General features: G+C 51.0%; 23 protein-coding genes. 20 read left to right on the forward strand and 3 right to left on the reverse strand.

Going from position 1 to position 20,943, the window contains the following annotated elements; genetic code table 11:
* The first annotated feature begins 26 nt into the window (after window positions 1–26).
* The 10 genes from purH to KJS57_RS09575 all read left to right on the forward strand — a co-directional run bounded on the left by purH (window position 27) and on the right by KJS57_RS09575 (window position 10,299).
* A complete protein-coding gene (gene purH, locus KJS57_RS09530) occupies window positions 27–1,574 on the forward strand; it encodes a bifunctional phosphoribosylaminoimidazolecarboxamide formyltransferase/IMP cyclohydrolase (RefSeq protein WP_213654583.1) in 1,548 nt (515 codons plus the stop codon).
* Window positions 1,575–1,938: 364 nt separating this feature from the next.
* The gene (gene purD, locus KJS57_RS09535; protein ID WP_213654584.1) at window positions 1,939–3,210 is read left to right on the forward strand and encodes a phosphoribosylamine--glycine ligase; all 1,272 of its coding nucleotides are present in this window, start codon (window positions 1,939–1,941) and stop codon (window positions 3,208–3,210) included.
* 306 nt (window positions 3,211–3,516) lie between these two features.
* Window positions 3,517–4,422, forward strand: a complete 906-nt coding sequence (locus KJS57_RS09540; RefSeq protein WP_213654585.1) for an AraC family transcriptional regulator — start codon at window positions 3,517–3,519, stop codon at window positions 4,420–4,422.
* Window positions 4,423–4,524: 102 nt separating this feature from the next.
* The gene (locus tag KJS57_RS09545; protein ID WP_213654586.1) at window positions 4,525–4,752 is read left to right on the forward strand and encodes a hypothetical protein; all 228 of its coding nucleotides are present in this window, start codon (window positions 4,525–4,527) and stop codon (window positions 4,750–4,752) included.
* Between the two features lie 157 nt (window positions 4,753–4,909).
* On the forward strand, window positions 4,910–6,172 hold the full coding sequence (ilvA, locus tag KJS57_RS09550; protein WP_213654587.1) for a threonine ammonia-lyase IlvA: 1,263 nt from the start codon (window positions 4,910–4,912) through the stop codon (window positions 6,170–6,172).
* 248 nt (window positions 6,173–6,420) lie between these two features.
* Window positions 6,421–7,389, forward strand: coding sequence for an ABC transporter ATP-binding protein (locus tag KJS57_RS09555; protein WP_213654588.1), 969 nt, complete (start codon window positions 6,421–6,423; stop codon window positions 7,387–7,389).
* On the forward strand, window positions 7,382–8,146 hold the full coding sequence (locus KJS57_RS09560) for an ABC transporter permease (protein WP_213654589.1): 765 nt from the start codon (window positions 7,382–7,384) through the stop codon (window positions 8,144–8,146). Before KJS57_RS09555 ends, KJS57_RS09560 begins: the two co-directional genes overlap by 8 nt.
* Before the next feature lie 293 nt (window positions 8,147–8,439).
* A complete protein-coding gene (locus tag KJS57_RS09565) occupies window positions 8,440–8,814 on the forward strand; it encodes a GntR family transcriptional regulator (RefSeq protein WP_211022940.1) in 375 nt (124 codons plus the stop codon).
* Between the two features lie 28 nt (window positions 8,815–8,842).
* Window positions 8,843–9,544 (forward strand): ABC transporter ATP-binding protein, encoded by a 702-nt coding sequence (locus KJS57_RS09570; protein ID WP_213654590.1) that lies wholly within the window; start codon window positions 8,843–8,845, stop codon window positions 9,542–9,544.
* Window positions 9,541–10,299, forward strand: coding sequence for a hypothetical protein (locus tag KJS57_RS09575; protein ID WP_213654591.1), 759 nt, complete (start codon window positions 9,541–9,543; stop codon window positions 10,297–10,299). The genes KJS57_RS09570 and KJS57_RS09575 overlap by 4 nt, the downstream gene beginning before the upstream one ends.
* Before the next feature lie 72 nt (window positions 10,300–10,371).
* Here the strand turns inward: KJS57_RS09575 and KJS57_RS09580 are convergent, their stop codons facing one another.
* The gene (locus KJS57_RS09580; protein ID WP_211022938.1) at window positions 10,372–11,070 is read right to left on the reverse strand and encodes a DUF1129 family protein; all 699 of its coding nucleotides are present in this window, start codon (window positions 11,068–11,070) and stop codon (window positions 10,372–10,374) included.
* 259 nt (window positions 11,071–11,329) lie between these two features.
* Here KJS57_RS09580 and KJS57_RS09585 point away from each other — a divergent pair, with 259 nt between their 5' ends.
* From KJS57_RS09585 to KJS57_RS09595, 3 genes are all read left to right on the forward strand, one after another.
* On the forward strand, window positions 11,330–11,545 hold the full coding sequence (locus KJS57_RS09585; RefSeq protein ID WP_211022937.1) for a hypothetical protein: 216 nt from the start codon (window positions 11,330–11,332) through the stop codon (window positions 11,543–11,545).
* Window positions 11,546–11,669: 124 nt separating this feature from the next.
* Entirely contained in the window at window positions 11,670–12,497 is an 828-nt protein-coding gene (locus KJS57_RS09590; protein ID WP_213654592.1) for an alpha/beta hydrolase, read from the forward strand.
* A 120-nt stretch (window positions 12,498–12,617) separates the two neighbouring features.
* Window positions 12,618–13,409, forward strand: coding sequence for a dioxygenase family protein (locus tag KJS57_RS09595; RefSeq protein ID WP_211022935.1), 792 nt, complete (start codon window positions 12,618–12,620; stop codon window positions 13,407–13,409).
* Window positions 13,410–13,439: 30 nt separating this feature from the next.
* On the opposite strand, the gene KJS57_RS09600 is transcribed toward KJS57_RS09595, so the two are convergent.
* On the reverse strand, window positions 13,440–13,949 hold the full coding sequence (locus KJS57_RS09600) for a DoxX family membrane protein (protein WP_211022934.1): 510 nt from the start codon (window positions 13,947–13,949) through the stop codon (window positions 13,440–13,442).
* 150 nt (window positions 13,950–14,099) lie between these two features.
* Between KJS57_RS09600 and KJS57_RS09605 the strand changes: the two genes are divergently transcribed.
* From KJS57_RS09605 to corA, 4 genes are all read left to right on the forward strand, one after another.
* Complete coding sequence (locus tag KJS57_RS09605) at window positions 14,100–15,179, forward strand: DUF3048 domain-containing protein (RefSeq protein ID WP_213654593.1); 1,080 nt, start codon at window positions 14,100–14,102, stop codon at window positions 15,177–15,179.
* Window positions 15,180–15,376: 197 nt separating this feature from the next.
* A complete protein-coding gene (locus KJS57_RS09610) occupies window positions 15,377–15,991 on the forward strand; it encodes a DUF47 domain-containing protein (protein WP_114498688.1) in 615 nt (204 codons plus the stop codon).
* A gap of 94 nt (window positions 15,992–16,085) precedes the next feature.
* Window positions 16,086–17,075 carry an inorganic phosphate transporter gene (locus tag KJS57_RS09615; RefSeq protein ID WP_211022932.1) on the forward strand — a complete coding sequence of 330 codons (990 nt, stop codon included), beginning with the start codon at window positions 16,086–16,088 and terminating at the stop codon, window positions 17,073–17,075.
* Between the two features lie 91 nt (window positions 17,076–17,166).
* A complete protein-coding gene (gene corA, locus KJS57_RS09620; protein WP_213654594.1) occupies window positions 17,167–18,126 on the forward strand; it encodes a magnesium/cobalt transporter CorA in 960 nt (319 codons plus the stop codon).
* Window positions 18,127–18,145: 19 nt separating this feature from the next.
* On the opposite strand, the gene KJS57_RS09625 is transcribed toward corA, so the two are convergent.
* Entirely contained in the window at window positions 18,146–18,646 is a 501-nt protein-coding gene (locus KJS57_RS09625; RefSeq protein ID WP_213654595.1) for a hypothetical protein, read from the reverse strand.
* Between the two features lie 249 nt (window positions 18,647–18,895).
* Here KJS57_RS09625 and KJS57_RS09630 point away from each other — a divergent pair, with 249 nt between their 5' ends.
* Genes KJS57_RS09630 through KJS57_RS09640 form a run of 3 tightly spaced genes read left to right on the forward strand, consistent with a single transcriptional unit; the run spans window position 18,896 to window position 20,927 of the window.
* Entirely contained in the window at window positions 18,896–19,186 is a 291-nt protein-coding gene (locus KJS57_RS09630; RefSeq protein ID WP_091230469.1) for a YerC/YecD family TrpR-related protein, read from the forward strand.
* 2 nt (window positions 19,187–19,188) lie between these two features.
* Window positions 19,189–19,992 (forward strand): sirohydrochlorin chelatase, encoded by an 804-nt coding sequence (locus KJS57_RS09635; protein WP_244861467.1) that lies wholly within the window; start codon window positions 19,189–19,191, stop codon window positions 19,990–19,992.
* Window positions 19,993–20,045: 53 nt separating this feature from the next.
* Window positions 20,046–20,927 (forward strand): diacylglycerol kinase, encoded by an 882-nt coding sequence (locus tag KJS57_RS09640; RefSeq protein ID WP_211022929.1) that lies wholly within the window; start codon window positions 20,046–20,048, stop codon window positions 20,925–20,927.
* Window positions 20,928–20,943: the final 16 nt, after the last annotated feature.

Raw genomic sequence — 20,943 nt, forward strand, 5'->3', positions numbered from 1 at the left:
TCGTCATTATTAAGGGGGAGCCAATCGTGGGAATCAAAAGAGCGCTCGTTAGCGTATCGGACAAAACAGGCATCGTGGAATTCTGCCGCGAGCTGTCACAGCTTGGTGTGGAGATCATTTCGACAGGAGGCACGAAGAATCTCTTGTCGAAGGAGGGAGTTCCGGTGATCGGGATTTCCGATGTTACGGGCTTTCCGGAAATTTTGGATGGTCGCGTCAAAACATTGCATCCGGCCGTTCACAGCGGCCTGCTTGCCGTTCGCGACAGCGCGGAGCATCAGGCTCAAATGAAGGAGCTGGGACTGGATTACATTGACCTGGTCGTCGTAAACCTGTATCCATTCCAAGAGACGATCGCCAAGCCCGATGTGACATACGAGGACGCAATCGAGAACATCGACATCGGCGGACCGACCATGCTGCGTTCGGCTGCCAAAAACCATGCTTTTGTCAGCGTGGTTGTCGATTCGGCCGATTACGGCACTGTATTGGAAGAAGTTCGTTCAGGCGGAGATACGACGCTGGAAACTCGTAAACGGTTGGCGGCGAAAGTGTTCCGTCATACATCGGCTTACGACGCGCTCATCTCCGATTATTTGTCGAACGTGACCGGAGATCCGCTGCCTGAGCGTTACACGGTAACCTATGAGAAAATCCAGGACCTCCGCTACGGCGAAAACCCGCATCAAAAAGCGGCGTTCTACCGCAAGCCGCTGGCTGCGGCGGATACGTTGACGACAGCCGAGCAGCTCCATGGCAAAGAATTGTCGTACAACAATATCAATGACGCAAATGCAGCGTTGCAAATCGTGAAGGAATTTGAAGAACCGGCCGTCGTAGCCGTAAAACATATGAACCCTTCCGGCGTAGGTGTCGGCGAGAGCATCTATGAAGCTTATCGCAAGGCGTATGATGCCGATCCGGTATCGATCTTTGGCGGAATTGTCGCGGCCAACCGGATTATTGACGAAGCAACTGCGATGCTGATGAAAGAGATTTTCCTTGAAATCATTCTGGCGCCAGGATTTACGGCGGAAGCGCTGGAACTGTTGACGAAAAAGAAAAACATTCGCTTGCTTAAGCTCGGCAGTTTAGAGTCGGCGGGCAGCCGGAACAGCCAGCTCGTCGTTACTTCGATTGAAGGCGGCATGGTTGTTCAAGAGAGCGATGTTCACTCCTTGACCGAAAGTGATCTGCAGGTCGTAACGGATCGTAAACCGACAGAAGCGGAATTGAAACAGCTGTTGTTCGGCTGGAAAGTAGTTAAGCATGTGAAATCCAACGCCATCGTGCTGGCGAAGGATGACATGACGGTCGGCGTCGGGGCCGGTCAAATGAACCGGGTCGGATCGGCGAAGATCGCCATCGAGCAAGCGGGAGACAAATCCAAAGGCAGCGTGCTTGCTTCCGACGCGTTCTTCCCGATGGGCGATACGCTGGAGATCGCCGCAAAGGCCGGAATCACGGCGGTTATTCAGCCAGGCGGCTCCGTTAAGGACGAGGAATCGATCAAAGTGGCTAATGAATATGGTATTGCCATGGTATTCACCGGCGTAAGACATTTCAAACATTAAGCTAAGGCCTGGACGGCAGGACCGCTGCGGCGGCCCTGTCGTTTTTCGTGTCGTTTCGTTGGACGAAGAGGAGATTGCACTTTGCGTAACGGACACCACGGCCGTTATGGAGACGGAAATCACAGTTTTCCTAACCTAACGGACATGGGAGCTCTTATTTTCCTGATTCGGCAGTAAAGTAGGCGCTAATTAAGGGAATAAGTGCTGTGGTGTCCGTTAAAATCAGAAATGAGCCATTTTAGGCGATTTAACGTCTCCTGTGTCCGTTAGACGAGGCAAGCACGCTTAGAGCGGCTAAGCACAACCAAGAACACCAAGAGCACCTGTAGCACCGGAAATGTATACATTAAGGAGGAAATGTTGGATGGATATTTTAGTTATCGGCGGCGGCGGACGCGAGCATGCGATCTGTTGGTCTTTGGCCAAGAGTCCTAAAGCTGGCGTTATCTATTGTGCACCAGGAAATGCGGGGATCGGGCAAATTGCGGAGCTGGCTCCGATTCAGGTTCATGAATTCGACCGGCTGACGGAGTTTGCGATGGAGAAGAAGGTTGGATTGGTCGTCGTAGGACCGGATGATCCACTAGTGGACGGAATTGTCGACGCTTTCGAAGCAAAAGGCATACCGGTGTTCGGACCGCGGAAAAATGCAGCGCTGATCGAGGGCAGTAAAACCTTTATGAAGGATTTGTTGAAAAAATATCAAATTCCGACCGCAGCCTATGAGAAGTTTGACGATTACGAAGCGGCGCTGTCTTATTTGCAAGCCCAGCCTGTGCCGATCGTCATTAAGGCGGACGGCTTGGCCGCAGGGAAAGGCGTAACTGTCGCTTTTACCCGGGAAGAAGCGGAGCTCGCTTTGAAGCAGATCATGGTAGACAAAGTGTTCGGCGAGTCGGGAAGCCAGGTCGTGATCGAGGAGTTCCTGGCGGGACAGGAAATGTCGATCCTGTCGTTCGTGGACGGGGAGACGGTACGCCCGATGGCGGCTGCTCAAGATCATAAGCAGGTTTATGACGGCGATAAGGGGCCGAATACGGGCGGCATGGGCACCTATTCGCCGCTTCCTCACATCGCGGACAGCATTATCGAAGAAGCGCTCGAAACGATCATCAAACCGACCGCGAAGGCGATGGTTCAGGAAGGACGTCCATTCCGGGGCGTTCTGTTTGCAGGATTGATGATCGCGCCGGACGGCAAGCCGAAGACGATCGAATTTAACGCACGCTTCGGCGACCCGGAGACTCAGGTAGTTCTGCCGCGGCTGAAGAGCGATTTGCTGGAGATTTTTTTGGCGGCGGTTAATGGAACGTTGGCTGATGTGGAGATCGAATGGAGCGAGGAAGCGGCCGTTTGCGTCATTTTGGCCTCCGGCGGATACCCGGCGTCTTATCCGAAAGGCTTGCCGATTCACGGGCTCGACCAGGTTTCGGAGAAGGACGCGCTCGTCTTCCATGCGGGCACCGCCAAGGGCGAGGCTGGCGAGTTGGTGACGAGCGGCGGACGCGTCCTTGGCGTCGTTGGGCTCGGAAAGGATATTGCCGAGGCACGCGATAAAGCTTACACCGCAGCGGACAGAATTTCGTTCGAAGGGAAGCAAAACCGCACGGACATCGCTGCGAAGGCCTTGGTATAATCAATTATAGAGGTTGTTCAAACAAGTCATCTTTCCACGACGAAGGGGATCATGAAGCGGATTCGACGTCGAATCTTGAATTCAGCCGGGCCTTCCGTTGCTCACGTACCTCAAGTACGCTCCGCTACTCGGTCCCTAGCTTCATCCAACCTTCTCGGTCCTGAAAACCTGACTTTTTGAACTCGTAATTATAGCGAAACGTCCATTCTGGCCGTCCCTCAGCGGGCGGTCTTTATTTTTGCACTTCAGATCAAAAGCCTCGAAAATGATCGTGATACATTGTTCATGAAAGGAGAGCTGCGGGAGATGTACGAATGGAACGAGATGGTGCAACGAATGATTGACTGGGTTGACGAACATCTGGAGGAGACGCCTTCGCTGCTTACAATGTCGCAGCAATTGGGTTACTCGCCGCATTATTGCACAAAACAGTTTCATGCACTGACGGGGATGACGCTTCGGGATTATGTCCGGATGCGCCGGATCAGCCGTGTCGCCTTGGAGCTCCGCGATACGGACAAACGGGTGCTCGACATTGCCATCGGATGCGGCTTTTCGTCGCAGGAAGCGATGACTCGTGCGTTCGTCAAAGCGTTCGGCATTACGCCGGGCGCCTACCGGAAATCAAAGCGTCCCATCAAGCTGGCCGTCCGGCAGGAAGTCTTCTCTCCTTATCATTTCGCGATGAAGGAGCAATGGAACATGAATTTAAAATCCGCTATCCAGCATATCGAGGTTAAGGTAGAGCATATTCCGGCCCACCAATTTATCGGAATTCGGGACAAGGAAGTATCAAACTACGGCTCGTTCTGGGCAAACGGGCATGACTGCGACGAGATTTGCGGGACTCTGGAAAGCATGTCCGGCCGTACGTTGATCGGTCAGTTGGGCCAGACGGCGGGATGGTTTTATGAAAACGGGAAGAAAGGCTATTTATATGGAATTCCCGTCCCCGTAGAAGATACGGGCGTGATTCCGGACGGGATGGAGTGCAGGCTGATTCCGGCCTCCGAATACCTGGTGTTTTTTCATCCTCCTTATGATTATTTGAAGGACAATTGGCCCGTGATGCAGGCGGTGGAAGCGCTGGCGTGGAATTTCGACCCCGCATCCCTCGGATATGCATGGGACAAAGACGATAAGCAGGATTATCAGCGGCATTTTCCGGAAGGGTATGGCTATGCGGTTCTGAGACCGGTGAAAAGAATCTGAGATTGAAACGCAAGAGACTGTCCGGGTGCGCCCGGGCGGTCTTTTCCGTTTTGGATAAACGATCCGGCCCGGGAGATACTATGCAGGAGGAGGCGATCTATAGTGAGTAATGAGAAAAAGGACATGCTTCCGGTTTCCCGTGAAATCGTGGAGGTCGAAGGCGTATATACTGATGAACTCGGTCGAGAGAACTATCTGCAAAAGGGAGAAGAGTTTCCCGCCGATCTTGTGCTGGGCGAAACGGAGTGGAAGTTGACCGAGATCGCCCATGTCAATAAGACGGAAGTACAACCTAAACCAAGTATGGTTGCTAAAAAGAGCTCAAAGTAAGTGCAGTGCCCTTTGGTCCACGCTGATCCGCAGCCGGCCAAGGGGCGTTTGTATGTTTTTTACAATACCAAGGATATTATGAAGATACCTCTTGAACCTCGGGCGATTCAGGTGTACCTTTAAAAGAATGAGAGAATCGAGTTGGAAGGAGATAGAGATGAGTCAAACGAAAAGCCATACGGTAGGAATGGAAGATATCATTCGTGCGCACCATGTTCTAAAGGAAGTGGTTAGACGCACGCCGCTGCAACTGGACCCGACTCTGTCGGCTAAATATGATTGTAAAGTTTATTTGAAACGGGAGGATTTGCAGGTTGTCCGCTCGTTTAAAATACGCGGCGCGTACAATATGATTCGCAGCCTCGGTAAAGAGGAGCTTGAGAAAGGCATCGTCTGCGCGAGTGCGGGAAACCATGCTCAAGGAGTAGCCTTTTCGTGCAACGCGCTCGGTATCCAAGGTAAAATCTTCATGCCGAGCACTACGCCGAACCAGAAGATCAAGCAGGTAAAAAGATTCGGCGGCTCGTCGGTAGAAGTTATTCTTACCGGAGATACGTATGACGATGCTTTTGCGGAAGCGATGAAGGCATGCAATGAAGGCGGGATGACGTTCATTCATCCGTTTGACGACCCGAAGATTGTTGCTGGTAACGGAACGATTGCCATGGAAATCATGGAGAGCCTGGATACCCCGGCGGATTATGTATTCGTAACGATCGGCGGCGGCGGACTTGTTTCCGGGGTGGGTACTTACCTGAAAGCGATGAGCCCGGAAACCAAGCTGATCGGCGTGGAGCCGTCCGGAGCGGCCTCCATGTCGGAAGCCATCCAACGCAAGCAAGTGGTTACGCTGGACACCATCGACAAGTTCGTCGATGGGGCGGCGGTGAAGCGCGTCGGCGATCTGAATTATGAAATTTCCTCCCGACTGCTGGATGATATCGTCAAAGTCCCGGAGGGGAAGGCGTGTACAACGATTCTTGAACTTTACAACGACAGCGCGATTGTGGTAGAGCCAGCGGGTGTGCTACCGGTGTCGGCGCTCGACATGTACCGCGATGAGATTCGCGGTAAAACTGTAGTCTGCATCATCAGCGGGGGCAACAACGATATCGACCGGATGCAGGAAATGAAGGAGCGTTCCCTGATCTACGAAGGATTGAAGCATTATTTCTTGATCAATTTCCCGCAGCGGGCGGGCGCGCTTCGCGAGTTCTTGGAGCAGGTGCTTGGACCGAATGACGATATCGCTCGTTTTGAATACACCAAGAAGCACAATAAAGAGAACGGTCCGGCTCTCGTCGGGATCGAGCTCAGTGATAAGGAAGATTACCAGGGGCTTATCGAACGGATGGAGGCCAAAGGCATACCTTATACGGAGTTAAACCGTGATCTGAACTTGTTTAATTTACTGATTTGAGTTTGGGAACCTGCATAGTCCCGGCAGTCCGCTTTGGCGGATTAGCCGGGGTTTTTTTTATATGATGCTAACTCGGCCCCAAGGTAGACAAAAAAAGTGTCCACTCATGATTCCCAATAAAAGGCGTCGATTCTCCCGGGCGGAAGCCTCTTTTCACAAGATCTGAGATAGAGGCTTTACAATACCAATAAACTAGTGTACTATTCAACTATGACACTAGTACGTAATAAAAATAAGGAGTGATCTTAATGAAAGAACCTTTAGAGAAAGGCAAAGCGGACAGCACGGCTGTGCTTTCTGTCAAAGGAGTGACCAAACGAATCAAGAACAGAAATATCGTCGATAAGCTTTCTTTTGACATACACAAAGGAGAAATCGTTGGATTGCTCGGGCCAAACGGAGCGGGGAAAACGACCACCATCCGGATGATCGTCGGTTTAATCGGAATGACGGAAGGCGATGTGCTCGTCAAAGGGATCAGCGTCCGGAAGGATTTTACGGGAGCCATTGCCCATATGGGCGGGATCATTGAAAACCCGGAGTTCTATCCCTATATGACCGGTTACGATAATCTCAAGCAGTATCAGCGGATGATGGAAGGAATTACGGAGGAACGGATCCGTACGGTAGTAAAGCTGGTCGGACTTGAGAACGCGATGAAGAAAAAAGTGAAGGCTTATTCTCTCGGGATGCGGCAGCGTTTAGGAATAGCTCAAGCCTTGCTGCATGATCCTTCGATTCTCATTCTGGATGAGCCGACCAACGGCCTTGATCCGGCAGGGATACGCGAAATGCGCGATTATCTCAAACGGATTGCGAACGAAGAGGGAATCGCGGTGCTCGTCTCCAGCCACTTGCTGTCGGAGATGGAGCTGATGTGCAGTCGGGTCGTAGTCATTCAGGAAGGCAAGCTGGTCACGGTTCGAAATCTCGGAGGCTCGGGCGGAGAAACTGCGAAGGCGGAACGAGTGAACGTAACCTTCCGGGTGGATGACGCCGGTAAGACGAAGGCGCGGCTGGAACGGATGGAGGAAATTACGGTATTAAACGTGTCGGAGGAGAAGAACGAAGTGACAGTTTCAGTCCGGGACGCTTACATTCCGCGGGTGGTTGGAGCGCTTGGTGCCGATGGAATCGCATTGTACCGGATTGAGGAGATTAAGGAATCACTGGAAGACGAGTTTTTGAAATGGACGGGAGGGAACCGCATTGCTTAGTTTTGGAAAATTAGTGACGAATGAATGGTTGAAAATGTACAAGAAACGCAGCTTCTTTATTCCTTACGCAGCTATCGCCGTTGTTGTCGTGATGATCGCTTATTTGATGAAGAACTTCGGCTCGCAGGACGGGATGCCTACAGGCCTCGAATTTATGGTCGGCGTGTTCTCCGAAAATGGCATGGGACAGCTGCTTACGTTTCTGGCAATCATCGGGACGGCCGGTTCCGTAGCGAAGGAACACAGCTTGGGGACGATCAAGCTCCTCCTGATCCGGGCGCAGAGCCGCAGCAAAATACTTGCTTCCAAATATGTGTCCGTGCTGGTTTATATTTTGTCCCTATCTCTATTCGCGGGTATCTTTTCGCTTCTCGTTGGAGGAATGCTGTTCGGCCTTCAGGCCGGGGAGTACGGATGGGTGGATGTTCTTCTCACTGCGGCGGTTCAACTGGCGTATAGTCTGATTTATGTTACGGTAACGTTTATGATCGGCGTCTTAACCCGTTCTACCGGAGCAACGATTGGAGTCGGCATGCTTCTGGTTCTGATCGAAAGCCTGGTCGTCGGTTTATTATCAAGATATGACATCATCAAGTACGTCCTTTTCACAAACGTGAACTTGTCGGTATATATGGAAGGCGGCACTCCGCCGGTTCAAGGCATGACGCTGACGTTCTCGCTGATCGTGCTTGCCGTATATCTGGTCTTGTTTCTTGGAGCAAGCTTTGTTACGTTTAAAAAACGGGATGTTGCTTAAAACGCGTGTTCAAAAAGTCAGGTTTTCAGGATCGAGGCGTATGCTTCCGAAGTGCGTTTTTATAAAACGCTTTAGGTTGGATGAAGTTAGGGACTGAGTAGCGGAGCTAAACGTTTTCGTAGAAAACGACTTCGTAAGCATTTGCTCGTGGGGTACGTGAGCAACGGAAGGCCCGGCTGAATTCAAGATTCGACGTCGAATCCGCTTCATGATCTGCTTCGTCATGGGAAGATGACTTTTTGAATGACCTCTTAAAATACGGCCTGATCAGCGGCGGAAAGGAAGGGCCAGATGTGACTATGGAATTCGACAATAATCTGCCGATTTACATTCAAATTATGAATTATATCAAACGGGAGATCGTGACCGGAAAAATGAAGGCCGGGGACAAGATTCTCTCCGTGCGTGAACTTGCAGCCGAGCTGCAAATCAATCCGAATACGGTGCAACGCACTTTTCAGGAATTGGAGCGTGAAGGCGTAGTGGAGACGAGACGCGGTCTTGGAAGATACGTGACAAGTGAGGAAGAGAAAATTATGTCGATCAAAAAAGAAATGGCCGGCGATTTGCTGGAAAGATTCATTAACGGAATGCAGGAGCTGGGGTTTACGGACCAGGATATCACGGCGATCGTCGCGGAAGCCGTTAAGCCGGAGGAACGGCGATAACCAGAACGTCAAAGGAGAGACGCGAGTGATGGTAGATAAATTAATGAAGTTTGAAGGAGTATCGAAATCATACCGTTCGAAACCGGCGTTAAACAACGTTTCGTTCGGCGTGGACTCCGGTAAAATTATCGGTCTGCTTGGCACGAACGGCAGCGGGAAAAGCACGCTGATGAAAATTGCCGCCGGATTGATACCGGCCTCGAGTGGAAGCGTCAGCGTGCTGGGGGCTCCGGTCGGACTCGGCACCAAATCGGCCGTATCCTTCATGCCGGACCGTCCCTTGACGGAGTCTTGGATGAAGGTGCGGGACGCGGTTGGGTTCTACCGCGATTTCTATTCCGATTTTGATGAGGAAAAGGCAAAGAAAATGCTGGATTTTATGAATTTGAAGGATACGGACCGGGTAAGCTCCCTGTCCAAAGGGATGAACGAACGCCTGCAGCTGACGCTAGCGCTGTCCCGCCAGGCCAAGCTATACCTGCTGGATGAACCGATCGGCGGAGTCGATCCGGTGGCCCGGGCGAAAATTCTTGACGCTATCGTTGAATTTTATAGCGAGGACAGCAGTTTGGTCATTTCAACCCACCTTGTCCGGGATATTGAACGGATTTTTGATGAAGTAATTTTCATCCGAAACGGCGAGATCGTTCTGCAGGAGGAAGTGGAGGATATACGGCTTAAGCACGGAAAAAGCGTGGACGACATGTTCAAAGAGGTGTTTGCGGAATGATGAAATTGCTAAAATACGATTGGAAGCGGAATGCCAATACCTTTCTGGGAATGGTCGCCATTTTGGCAATTGCCGAATTATTAATCACATGGTTCGGGATTACGCGAAATTGGGCAACGGAGATAACCGTCGTTTTAATTGTTATTCTCTATGCTTCTGCGGGGATTTTCGTCATTGTCCTCGGCAGCAAAACGTTCGATCACAATATTAAGGCTTACCACCGCAGGTTATTGCCGGTGCATCCGGTCTGGTCGGTCATTTCTTCGTTCTTGCTCTGCTGGATATTTATCCTTACCGTGTTGGCGATCATGGCCGTCCATGGACTTGTGTATCTGAATATTGCGACATTGCCAGGGTTCAACGGATTGAACGGAGAAATTATAAAAGATATTGTCGTCATTTTTCTGCTCGGGGTATGGCAGTACAGCTTGTTTATTATAATGATTTTTCTGGCGATTGCGATCGGCGCAGCTATAAGTATTCGCGGCAAGGGTGGAACTTGGGTCGGAATTTTGACTTTCTTCGTCATTCAATATGTGATCGGCGTGATAGAGAAAGCTCTGTTCGGCGCCGAGTTCGGAGTTTTTTCGGTAGGCATATTCTCAGCTGAAACCGGTTCGGGGGAAATGAGCGCGGAATTTTCCTCCGAGAATATGTTCGGACTGCATTGGGGTGCTTTTGCGGTCGAAGCCGTATTCATGGGGCTGATGGTTTGGTTGATTTCTTATTTGATTAATCGAAAAATGGAAATCTAAAAATCGCAAAATTCAATAAAGGCCGGCCGAAGCATGCGTATGGAGCATGTCCCGGTCCGGCCTTTATTTTGCTTATGATTTGGTCCGTCGTCCGAAAATGAATTTTTGCCCGAGAATCCCGATGACGAAGATGATTAAGCTATCCCAAGGCGACACGGTAAAGGATGGCATGATCCGGCCCAAAAGCAATCCGATGGCGACCAGGCCGACGGCAACGGCAAGGTACACGCCTAACGCTTTCGGATCAAATTTGCGCGATCGGGCGGCGGTTTGCTCCTGCTCGCTCTTTCTGGAGCCGGGGCCGAGAAAACGGGTGACCAATTCCATTAATACGATGGAAAGTGCGGCAATAAGAAGGAGCGAAGCGCTGCTGATCAGGGTATATTCCAGCTCTCCGCCAAACCATTTGCTGAAGAAGCCGGTGATCATGTAAATAAAGAAGACCCAGGTTAAAGCAACCCATGGGATCATCGTATAGTATTTGATTTTATCTTTGGTGCTCCGCGGTTTACGCATATTGACATCATCCACAAGCTGTTCGCAGTAGGCGGCTGCGTCGGTTCCGAATAGCTCTGCGGCGGTAATGCCTTTGTCCTGATTCTTGATGATTTGTCTGGCCAAGCCCAACAGTACTTCTTCTCCCTTTGCTTCCGTCAAAGAACTCGAACCGGATCGGATGTACATGACCATTTCCCCAAAATAGGCTTCGTTAGCCGGGGTCATTCGTTGTCTTAATGTTTTAGTTTCATGAATCATCTCATGAATGTACAATGATTTCCTCTCCTCCCAACCTGTGCAAATCCTGATTGATTCTCCCATTTTGCTTTTAATTTACCGATTTTCTCCAGTAGTATACTGCAAATTTTGTCACTTCCGCAAGGGCCTACGGAAATGGCTATACCTTACCGTTCGGATAATTCCATGTATGACCGGAGAATCAGTAACCAAGGTTGTCTATTTTTTGAACAAGGAATAAAAAGACTCCGGCTCCGCCGAAACTACAGCAAAAGATAAAGGAGGTAATGGACGAATGGGCAAATACGAATCTGAACTGACCCGAAGATTTTTGTTGAACAGTCATTCCCGGGGAAGCCTGGAGGAAGTGGTGAGTGAAGAGGAGGCCGTGGACTCCGTCAATGATCAAGGGATGTCGATGGACGCGGGTCGTCCTGAGGACAGCCTCTTTACAAATCAATGGGAGGGAACCGAACAAACCCGGATGTACTTTATCCAGTCCTATGAGTGAGGAAAGGATTGACACTCCAGAGCAGCGGTGCTAAGATGAGTTTAATATCAATTCATATTAAACTCATCGGATTAATATAACATTAATTAATTCTCAATTAGCATTGCGGACGGAGGGACTGGACATGGAACGGCAGATTACGATCCATCACGGGGAAGAACAGATTGCGGCAAGCATTCATTATGCGGCTCAGGACAAGAAAACAGGACGGTGCAAGGACCGGGTTCCGCTCGTTGTCATCTGCCACGGCTTCGTCGGTAGCCGGATCGGAGTGGACCGGCTCTTCGTCAAGACTGCGCGGGACCTGGCGAATGAGGGCTACCTCGTCGTCCGATTCGACTACATTGGATGCGGGGAGAGCAGCGGCGAATACGGACGGGAAGGGATCGATTCGATGATCGCGCAGACAAGGGCGGTGCTTGATTACGCCCTTTCCATCGGCGATATCGATCCGACCCGGGTAACCTTGATCGGCCATAGTCTTGGCGGAGCGGTCGCATTGCTTACGGCAGCGCGGGACCGGCGGGTCAAGAACCTGATCCTTTGGTCCGCAGTCGGGTATCCGTTCAGCGATATTGTTAAAATTACCGGACGCAAGGTGTATGATGAGGCAATTAAGCATGGCACTGCCGATTATTTGGGATATGGCTTAAGCCCTGTGTTTTTCGAATCACTCGGCACCTATCAGCCGTTTCAGGAAGCGGTCAAATTTACGGGAGACGTGCTGGTCATCCATGGTACATCCGATGATACCATCCCGGCCGATTATGCGTTCCTCTATCAGAAAGTGTTCTGGATGCGTCAGGAAGGCCGCTGCGACAAAGAGATTATTTTTCAGGCGGATCACACGTATTCTTCCGGAGAAACCCGGGAACAACTGCTTCGGAAAACGAGAGAATGGCTTGGCGGTTTGGAAGCCGCGAACAGCAATTGGCAGCATTGGATGATCTGAGCGTTCGCGTATGACGTGAGAAATGAAAAAGTTAGACGGTTTTTTCCGTGAAAGTGGTAAATGGCTTCCTTTAGGGATAAAATGGAAGTATACCATTCGCTTTGACGGGAGGCCGGATAAATGGCTCAGCCTGCATTGTTTATAGCCCATGGGTCCCCGACCCTGGCTATCGGAAACGATGATTACATTGATTTTCTTCGGCAGTTGGGACAGAAGACGCTGAAACGCCCGCGGGCGGTCGTTATTTTCTCGGCGCATTGGGATTCCTCCGTCCAGCTTCTCACTGAAGACGAAACTCATGCTACGATTCACGATTATTACGGCTTTCCGGAAGAAATGTACAGCATTCGCTATCCGGCTCCCGGCCAACCGGAACTGAGCAAGGAAATCGGTGCATTGTTTGGCTCTTGCAATCTGCCATTCCGGCCCGTCTCGGGCAGAGGTCTAGACCATGGGGCATGGGTCGTACTGCGCGCCATGTTTCCGGATGCAGACATACCCGTAGTGGAACTCTCCGTAGATTCGAAACGTTCGCCTTCCGAACAATATGCCATCGGTAAAATGCTCGCTGGTCTGCGCGATGAAGATGTACTAGTCATCGGCAGCGGCGGGCTTGTTCACAATTTGCGTCTCCTGGATCGCGAGGGAGCGGCCCCGGCGTCCTGGGCCGTTCTTTTTGACGACTGGATTGGGGAACAGCTGGGGAAATGGAATCTTCGTTCCTTGTTTGAATACGAGAAAAAGGCTCCCCATGTAAGGGAAGCCGTTCCGTCTTATGCCACGGAGCATTTCGCCCCGCTCTTCTATGCCATGGGAGCCGCGGATCATGACCGCAAGGCCCTTAAATTGTATCAAGGCTATGAGTATGGCAGCCTCAGCCTGAACTGTTGGAGGTTCGGCAGCCTGGAGTAAAGGGCCGATCCAATTGGCCCTTTACTTACCTTACCGGTTGCCGGGGAAAGTGCCGGTAACGCGTTTGCGGCCAAACACCCGCCGCAAATAAGGGAGTACATAATAGTCGAGCCCGATCCGACCGGCGTTCGCACCCGCAACGGCAATGAAAATTTGCAGCAGAAGCAGCTGCGGATTCGTACTTACCGTTCCCGAGAACAAGAACGCGAAGTTCATGATCATGCCAAACAAGGCCGCCGCCCAAGTGAATAGGCCCAGTATCAAGCCAAGTCCGACCAGTACTTCGCCTACGGGGACCAGCACATTAAACAGTCCTACGCCAGGCAGGGCGAAATGCTCGAGAAACGAAGCCCACCACCCTTGGACGGCGGGATGTTCACCGCCGCTCTTATCGATCGCTGCGGTCAGAAAGCCTTTGGCGTCGAAACCGCCGGTCAGTTTACCCCAGCCTGAAGTCAACCACTCGAATCCCACATAGATCCGGATCACGGCGAGCAGCCATGAAGCGATCACATTATTCCTCAACCAATGAACAAACATTTGGACATCTCCTCCTTTTCTTATAACTACACTATAATTAAAATTTGTAATAAATGCCCGACATTTCTTGCCAATCTCGTACAATTGTTCTTTTCGCCATGACTTTATTCGACGTATAATGGAGGTAATACATAGTTATACGGAGGAATCATGAAATTATCCATCACGAGAACCAGGTTTATTTTCCTGGTGTTGTTGGCAGGCTTGTTGTTTCTTGCAGGCTGCGGTCAGAAGCAAGGGGGCTCGCTTCCCGAGGACGAGTCTACAGTACCGGTTGTCAGTGAAAATAATGAGCCATCCGGCGAGCCTGCGGAAACCGAAGGCTCCGCGTTTACGGCTCCGCTAACGGGCATGCCGCTGGTTGAACCCTTGACCCGGCGTCCATTGGCGGTCATGGTGAATAATGCCCCGGCCGCAAGGCCCCAATCCGGCCTGTCAGGCGTCGATATCGTCTATGAAGTTCTGGCCGAGGGCGGGGTGACACGGCTGGTGTCGATCTTTCACAGCAATGCGGATGAGGCTAAAATCGGACCCATTCGCAGTATTCGCCCGTACATGATCGAGCTTGGCGAGAGTTATCACGGAGTTTTGGTACATGCAGGGGCGAGCAACGACGCTTATGCCGTGCTTCAGCGCCAGCATAAGGAGGATCTGGACGAGATCACGAATGCGGGAGCCTATTTCTGGCGGGATAAATCGCGGAAAGCGCCGCACAATTTATACTCCAATGTGGAGAAGCTGCTGGAGGGCGCGGCCAAACGGGGATACGCCACCGAAGATACGGAGGTTCCCGGCTATACGTTCCGGGGCAAGGACGACCCGATTGAAGGGGAACCGGTGGGATCGATAGAGATCAAGTTCCAATTGGACAACTACAAGGTGACTTATGAGTACGATACGGAGACTAAATTATATAAAAGGTACATTAACGGAAGCCCGCATACCGATCTCGACACGGGAGAGACTTTAACGGCTGCCAATGTTGTTGTGCTGGGCGCGGACCATAAAGTACTCGACGACGTGGGCCGTTTGGCCGTGGACCTCAATCTTGGAGGTGAAGCCATATTGTTCCAGCAAGGAAAGGCTATCCGCGGGCAATGGATACATCGCACGGACGATGTCATCCGCTTCGTGAAGGATAATGTCGAGGTTCCCTTTGTTCCCGGGACTACTTATTTCAATGTGGTGCCGAATCAACCGGATTTCGACAGTCATGTGAAGACGGAATAAGCAGGCAAAGTCTGATAGCCGTGTTGAATTATGGGGAACTAAGGATAAGAATGGGAAAGTTAGGGTAAATATAAGCAAATGAAGATGAAATGTTTGCGACATTATTTCCTATAAACTCACGAGTTGTGATAGAATATTCAGGTGTGTTACAGGTGTTAGGAGTGTAAAAATTACACGTAGAGAAAAGAGGAACTCAGATGCGAGTGAAGAAAAAGGATATCTTTTTCCAAACTTTGGAGAACATGGCCGATACGATCGTCCATTCGGCGGACTATTTCGCCCAGCAGGTAACGGAATTTAAGGATGTGGCTCAATTTGCTAAGCAAATGAAGGAATTTGAGTCCAAATGCGACGAATACACACACACCATTATCGTCGAATTGAACAAAACGTTTATTACACCCATTGAACGTGATGACATCATGAACCTGACGACAACGCTGGACGATGTCATGGATGGTTTGGAAGCGACGACATCCCGTTTTTATATGTATCATCTGAATGAGCCGGACGAGCATATCATCCACTTTGCGGAAATTTTGCGCAATTCGGCTTACGAAATTCAAAAAGCGATTCATTTGCTGTCCCAGAAGAAGCTTCTTGCCATTCGCGAATATACGATTCGTCTGAATGACCTGGAGAATCAAGGCGATGAGCTGCTGAGAATTTGCATTAACGAGCTGTTTGCGAAAGTGACGGATCCGATCGTTCTGATCAAGAAGAAAGAGATCTACGAGCGTCTTGAAACGACGACAGATGCGTGCGAACACGTGGCGAATATGCTGGAATCCATTATCATGCGCAATTCATAAGTTAAGCCAGACTTTTAGGTTTACAATCGATTTTCGGGAGGTTGGGATTGCGCGGATTCAGATATAGAGAGACCAGGGTCTGTGCAAAAAAGATATGGATACGAGTCTACTAATTATTGTCATCGTTATCATACTGGCGCTCGCTTTTGACTTCATCAACGGATTTCATGATACGGCGAATGCGATCGCGACTTCAGTTTCTACCCGGGCACTGAAGCCGCGGACCGCAATCATGATGGCGGCTGTCATGAACTTTCTCGGGGCTATTATGTTTACCGGCGTGGCCAAAACGATCGGCGGCAGTGTGGCGGACCCCGCCAAGCTGGATAACGGGCTGGAGATACTGATTGCAACGCTGCTCGCGGCGATCATCTGGAACCTGATTACCTGGTGGTTCGGGATTCCTTCTTCTTCGTCACATGCTTTGATCGGGGCTCTGGCCGGTGCCGTATTTGTCGGAGCCGGCTCGGAGAAATTGAACTGGAGCGGTTTTACTACGATTCTCGAGGGATTGATATTCTCCCCGTTGATCGCCTTTGTCATTGGTTACATCGTCATGATGATACTCAAATGGGTCTTTGCCAAACGTAGTCCGCATACGGTCAATAAAGGCTTCCGGACGATGCAGATCATCACGGCGGCGATTCAGAGCTTTACCCACGGGACGAACGATGCTCAGAAGGCGATGGGGATCATCACTTTTGCGCTGGTTACGGCCAAATACCAGGACCATATGGAAGTTCCATTGTGGGTCAAGCTTTCCGCAGCGACGGCTATGGCACTCGGAACTTCGATCGGCGGCTGGAAGATCATCAAAACGATGGGTACGAAAATTTTCAAAATCGAACCGATTAACGGCTTTGCCGCCGATATTACCGGTGCTTCCGTTATTTTCGGAGCAACATTGCTGCACTTGCCTGTTAGTACAACGCATGCCATTACCTCGGCTATCCTCGGCGTAGGTTCGGCCAAGCGGTTCTCGGCCGTAAAATGGTCGCTGGCTGGACGGATCGTTATTGCCTGGGTAATCACGATTCCAATCGTGGCTGTGCTGGCAGGACTAATTTACACGGTGTTGTTCTAATTTAATGAATCAAGCTTAAGACACGAAAGCCAATCTGACCGGGTTGGCTTTTCTTTATATATTGAAGAGGAGACAGGGAGGAGGAGACGGCATGATCCGAGCCATGGGTATTACGCATGATCATAAAGTGGAGACGGGCATTCCGCTCGAGTCGATCGGAGATTCGAAATACGGCTGGAGCTGGGTGGATTTTAACGAGGCGAGTGCGGAGGAAGCGGAGCAGCTGGATCATTTTTTTCATTTTCATCCACTGGCGATTGAGGATTGCCTCCATGTATTGCAGCGACCGAAGGTCGATTATTACGAGGGTTATGAATTTCTTGTCCTTCATGCCCTGGATCCCGAAACCTTGAATACGGAAGAAGTGAACTTATTCATCGGGGACAAGGTTTTGGTTTCGTTCCATCACCGGAGACTTAAGGAAATCGATGATGTATGGAACAGCTTGGCGGGCCGGGCGCAGAACCGGAAGGCTTGGGCACGGGGACCTTTTGTGGCGGCTTATATGGTTATCGATGCACTCGTAGATCAATATTTCCCTTGTGTTTATGCGGTTGAGGACGAGCTGGACGAGCTGGAAAAGCAGGGGAGCCGCGAATCCGTAGAAGTGCTGATGAATCAGGTGTTTGATCTTCGCAGCCGGCTGCTTAAGCTGCGCCGGACCATTGTTCCGATGCGGGATCTGATGTACCGAATTTTGAATTCGCAGCATATACAAGGGGAGAAAGAACCGCGCGCTTATTTTGCGGACATTCATGATCATTTGTTGAAGCTGGCGGAAATGATCGAGACCGATCGCGAAATGACTGCGGATCTGCGCGACTCTTATATTTCGTTGAATTCCAATCGGATGAACGGGATTATGAAGACACTTACCGTAATTACTACGGTATTTATGCCGCTCACCTTGATCGCAGGCATTTATGGGATGAACTTCGCGTATATGCCTGAGCTGGAGTGGCGATACGGATATTTTGCCGTCCTGGGTCTGATGGGTCTGCTCAGCATCTGGATGATTTTTGCCTTCCTGAAGCGGGGCTGGTTCAAATAAAGCAAGACGCCGCCGGAAATTAGCGGCGGCGTCTGCCTGTTTTTTTGCGGCTGCGGGAGCCTGAAGTGCTCTTGCGGCCTTTTTTGCCCCGGGTTTTGCGGCGGGGCTTATACTCATCGAGTTTTCCTCCGGACCCGCCCAGCAGCTTCGCGCCTTTGCCCCCGGGAAGAAGTCCTGCGAACATTTTGGCCATAGGCGCAAACTGCTGGACGGTCTGCATGACCTTTTGCACTTTGCCCATCGTGGCCAGAATACCTTCGATTCCTCCCAATCGCTCGATCATGCCGCCGATATTGGCGAGGGAGAATCCGGATGCAGCTTTGGTGGCTGTATCCGCAGCCGCTGCAGCGGGAAGCGTGGTCAATGAGCTTCCCGCGGCCGGCGAGAATGGAGCAAATGCGGAAGCTTCGGCAGTTAGCGGTAAGTCCGTGGCGTCATAAGGGGTAATCCCCGGGTAAATGTCATTGTATGGATAAGAAGACGGCGCTGCGCTCCGGTGAGGAGATTGGTAATGTGGCATTGGATCACTTTCCTTTATTAATATTTTGGTTAAAATTGAACCGTTGAACCCGCCCTTGATAGGCGTTTGTTTACTACACTGTATGTGCCCGGAGGCGAATGCGTATAGACGAATGTCCCGATTCGATAGGCGATTGCCGGATTTGGGCGTTCTTTCTGTGATGCGTGAAACCGTTAATGCTTGAAAATGGGGACTCGGCTCGGGTACAATGGGATTGTGGATACAGTAACATTAGGGGATGATTATCTAGTGCAGCTTAAGAAGTTGAATGATAAAACGATTGATCAATTATTCGAAGCCATTCTTACTCTGAAAGACATCGAGGAATGCTATACCTTTTTTGATGATTTATGTACAGTCAACGAAATTCAATCGCTCTCTCAGCGTCTTGAGGTTGCGAGAATGCTCGGCAAAGGGAACACGTACAACCAAATTGAGGCTGAGACCGGCGCCAGTACGGCAACGATTTCCCGGGTCAAGCGTTGCCTCAATTACGGCAATGACGGTTACAAAATGACGCTGGACCGTTTGGGACGTTAATGATGGATTCTTTTAACCAGGCGGACATGCCCTTTAAACCCGGCGTATTAGTCATTAGTCATGGCTCGCCTGACCCGGAGTGGGTCATTCTGGTGGATGAGGCCGTCGCAGCAGCGACGGCCGGACTGCCGCAGGATGTTCCGGTAGAGGCATCATTTCTGGAAAAGGTGGAAGGCAGACTGATTCAGGATGGCATTGATCGCCTGGAAGCTCTAGGCGTAAGCGATCTGATCGTAATCCCTCTGTTCGTTTCCTCCGGGAGTACGCATATTGATGAAATTGCATTTGCCCTTGGCGTTAAGAACACGCCGGAGAAAGAGACCGACATGGAGCGGCTCCGTTGCTCCGCTCGCGTGTTTTTTGGTGATCCGATCGATGACGACCCTGTGATCGCCGAAATGATCTGGGATAAGGTGAAGAATTTGTCGCGGGAGCCCGAGCGGGAAGTATTGCTGCTTGTAGGACACGGCAGCATTCACGACGGTTTCCGTCAGCGCTGGGAGCGGGGCATTTCCTCGTTGGCAGCCCGAACGGGAGAGCTCAGCGGGCTCGCGGATGCCGATTATGCGCTGCTCAATCCTGACAGCGTAAGGCGCAAGGTAAGCTATTGGAATGAGGAACGGGGTTTCGAGGTCATTGTGGCGCCGCTCTTCCTCAGCGCGGGCTATTTTACGAAGACCGCGATTCCATCCAGGCTTACCGGCCTTGATTTCCGGTATTCCGGGGACGCCTTGCTGCCGCATCCTTTTCTCGCTCGCTGGATGTTAGGGCAAATATTGAATATAATGAAGACATTGAGTCAATAAGAGGTTAAATACACATATATAAATAAATGCGGATAATAGGTGGCGTTAATGGAATGAAGAGAGCTAGGTTGATCTATAATCCGACATCCGGACGGGAAGAGATGCGGCGGCTATTGCCCGACGTACTCGACCGGCTGGATAAGGCCGGAATTGAAACCTCCTGCCATGCTACGGCAGGGGAAGGGGATGCCACGCGCGAAGCGGCGGATGCCGTGGATCGCGGGTATGATATCATTATCGCGGCCGGCGGAGACGGCACGCTGAATGAGGTCGTGAACGGGATGGCCGGCAAGGATAACTTGCCTCCGCTGGGGATTTTTCCACTGGGAACGACCAACGATTTCGCCCGCGCGATGAAGATCCCCAAGCGCTGGGAGGATTATTGCGATCTGGTAATTGAGAATAAAACCCGTCCGATCGATATCGGCAAGGTAAATGGACGCCATTTCATAAATATTGCCGGCGGCGGCTCTTTGACGGAACTGACCTATGAAGTGCCGAGCCGGCTCAAAACTCTGATCGGCCAGCTGGCTTATTACATGAAGGGCATTGAGAAAATGGCCAGCCTGTCGCCGACCCATCTTATCATTGATGCCGAAGGCCATGATCGTATGGAAGGCGAGTTCATGCTGTTCCTGATCGCGAACAGCAACTCCGTCGGCGGCTTCGAGAAGCTTGCCCCGGGCGCGCAAATCGACGACGGCCTGCTTGACGTCATCGCCGTCAAGAAATGCAACCTGGCGGAGTTCATCCGCCTGGTGACGATGGCGCTGCGCGGTGATCACTTCAATGACACGCACGTCGTCTACTTCAAGACGCAGCGGATGGAAGTGACTTCGCCGGACAACGTGCTGCTCAATCTCGACGGCGAGCTTGGCGGCGAGCTGCCTGGCGTGTTCGAGATTCTGCCGCAGCATTTGCGGATCTTTGCTTAGGGAATGTTTGTTGGAG

Origin of the sequence: Paenibacillus vini (assembly GCF_018403325.1) — a bacterium.
Lineage (GTDB): Bacteria > Bacillota > Bacilli > Paenibacillales > Paenibacillaceae > Fontibacillus > Fontibacillus vini.

Excerpts from the sequence above, each read along its gene's own strand:
- KJS57_RS09635 (WP_244861467.1), top strand. The coding sequence starts at position 19,189 with ATGGATTCTTTTAACCAGGCGGACATGCCCTTTAAACCCGGCGTATTA.
- KJS57_RS09625 (WP_213654595.1), bottom strand. The coding sequence starts at position 18,646 with ATGCCACATTACCAATCTCCTCACCGGAGCGCAGCGCCGTCTTCTTAT.
- KJS57_RS09575 (WP_213654591.1), top strand. The coding sequence starts at position 9,541 with ATGATGAAATTGCTAAAATACGATTGGAAGCGGAATGCCAATACCTTT.
- KJS57_RS09610 (WP_114498688.1), top strand. The coding sequence starts at position 15,377 with ATGCGAGTGAAGAAAAAGGATATCTTTTTCCAAACTTTGGAGAACATG.
- purD (WP_213654584.1), top strand. The coding sequence starts at position 1,939 with ATGGATATTTTAGTTATCGGCGGCGGCGGACGCGAGCATGCGATCTGT.
- KJS57_RS09555 (WP_213654588.1), top strand. The coding sequence starts at position 6,421 with ATGAAAGAACCTTTAGAGAAAGGCAAAGCGGACAGCACGGCTGTGCTT.
- KJS57_RS09590 (WP_213654592.1), top strand. The coding sequence starts at position 11,670 with ATGGAACGGCAGATTACGATCCATCACGGGGAAGAACAGATTGCGGCA.
- ilvA (WP_213654587.1), top strand. The coding sequence starts at position 4,910 with ATGAGTCAAACGAAAAGCCATACGGTAGGAATGGAAGATATCATTCGT.
- KJS57_RS09600 (WP_211022934.1), bottom strand. The coding sequence starts at position 13,949 with ATGTTTGTTCATTGGTTGAGGAATAATGTGATCGCTTCATGGCTGCTC.
- KJS57_RS09640 (WP_211022929.1), top strand. The coding sequence starts at position 20,046 with ATGAAGAGAGCTAGGTTGATCTATAATCCGACATCCGGACGGGAAGAG.
- KJS57_RS09605 (WP_213654593.1), top strand. The coding sequence starts at position 14,100 with ATGAAATTATCCATCACGAGAACCAGGTTTATTTTCCTGGTGTTGTTG.
- KJS57_RS09595 (WP_211022935.1), top strand. The coding sequence starts at position 12,618 with ATGGCTCAGCCTGCATTGTTTATAGCCCATGGGTCCCCGACCCTGGCT.
- KJS57_RS09540 (WP_213654585.1), top strand. The coding sequence starts at position 3,517 with ATGTACGAATGGAACGAGATGGTGCAACGAATGATTGACTGGGTTGAC.
- KJS57_RS09570 (WP_213654590.1), top strand. The coding sequence starts at position 8,843 with ATGGTAGATAAATTAATGAAGTTTGAAGGAGTATCGAAATCATACCGT.
- corA (WP_213654594.1), top strand. The coding sequence starts at position 17,167 with ATGATCCGAGCCATGGGTATTACGCATGATCATAAAGTGGAGACGGGC.
- KJS57_RS09585 (WP_211022937.1), top strand. The coding sequence starts at position 11,330 with ATGGGCAAATACGAATCTGAACTGACCCGAAGATTTTTGTTGAACAGT.
- KJS57_RS09615 (WP_211022932.1), top strand. The coding sequence starts at position 16,086 with ATGGATACGAGTCTACTAATTATTGTCATCGTTATCATACTGGCGCTC.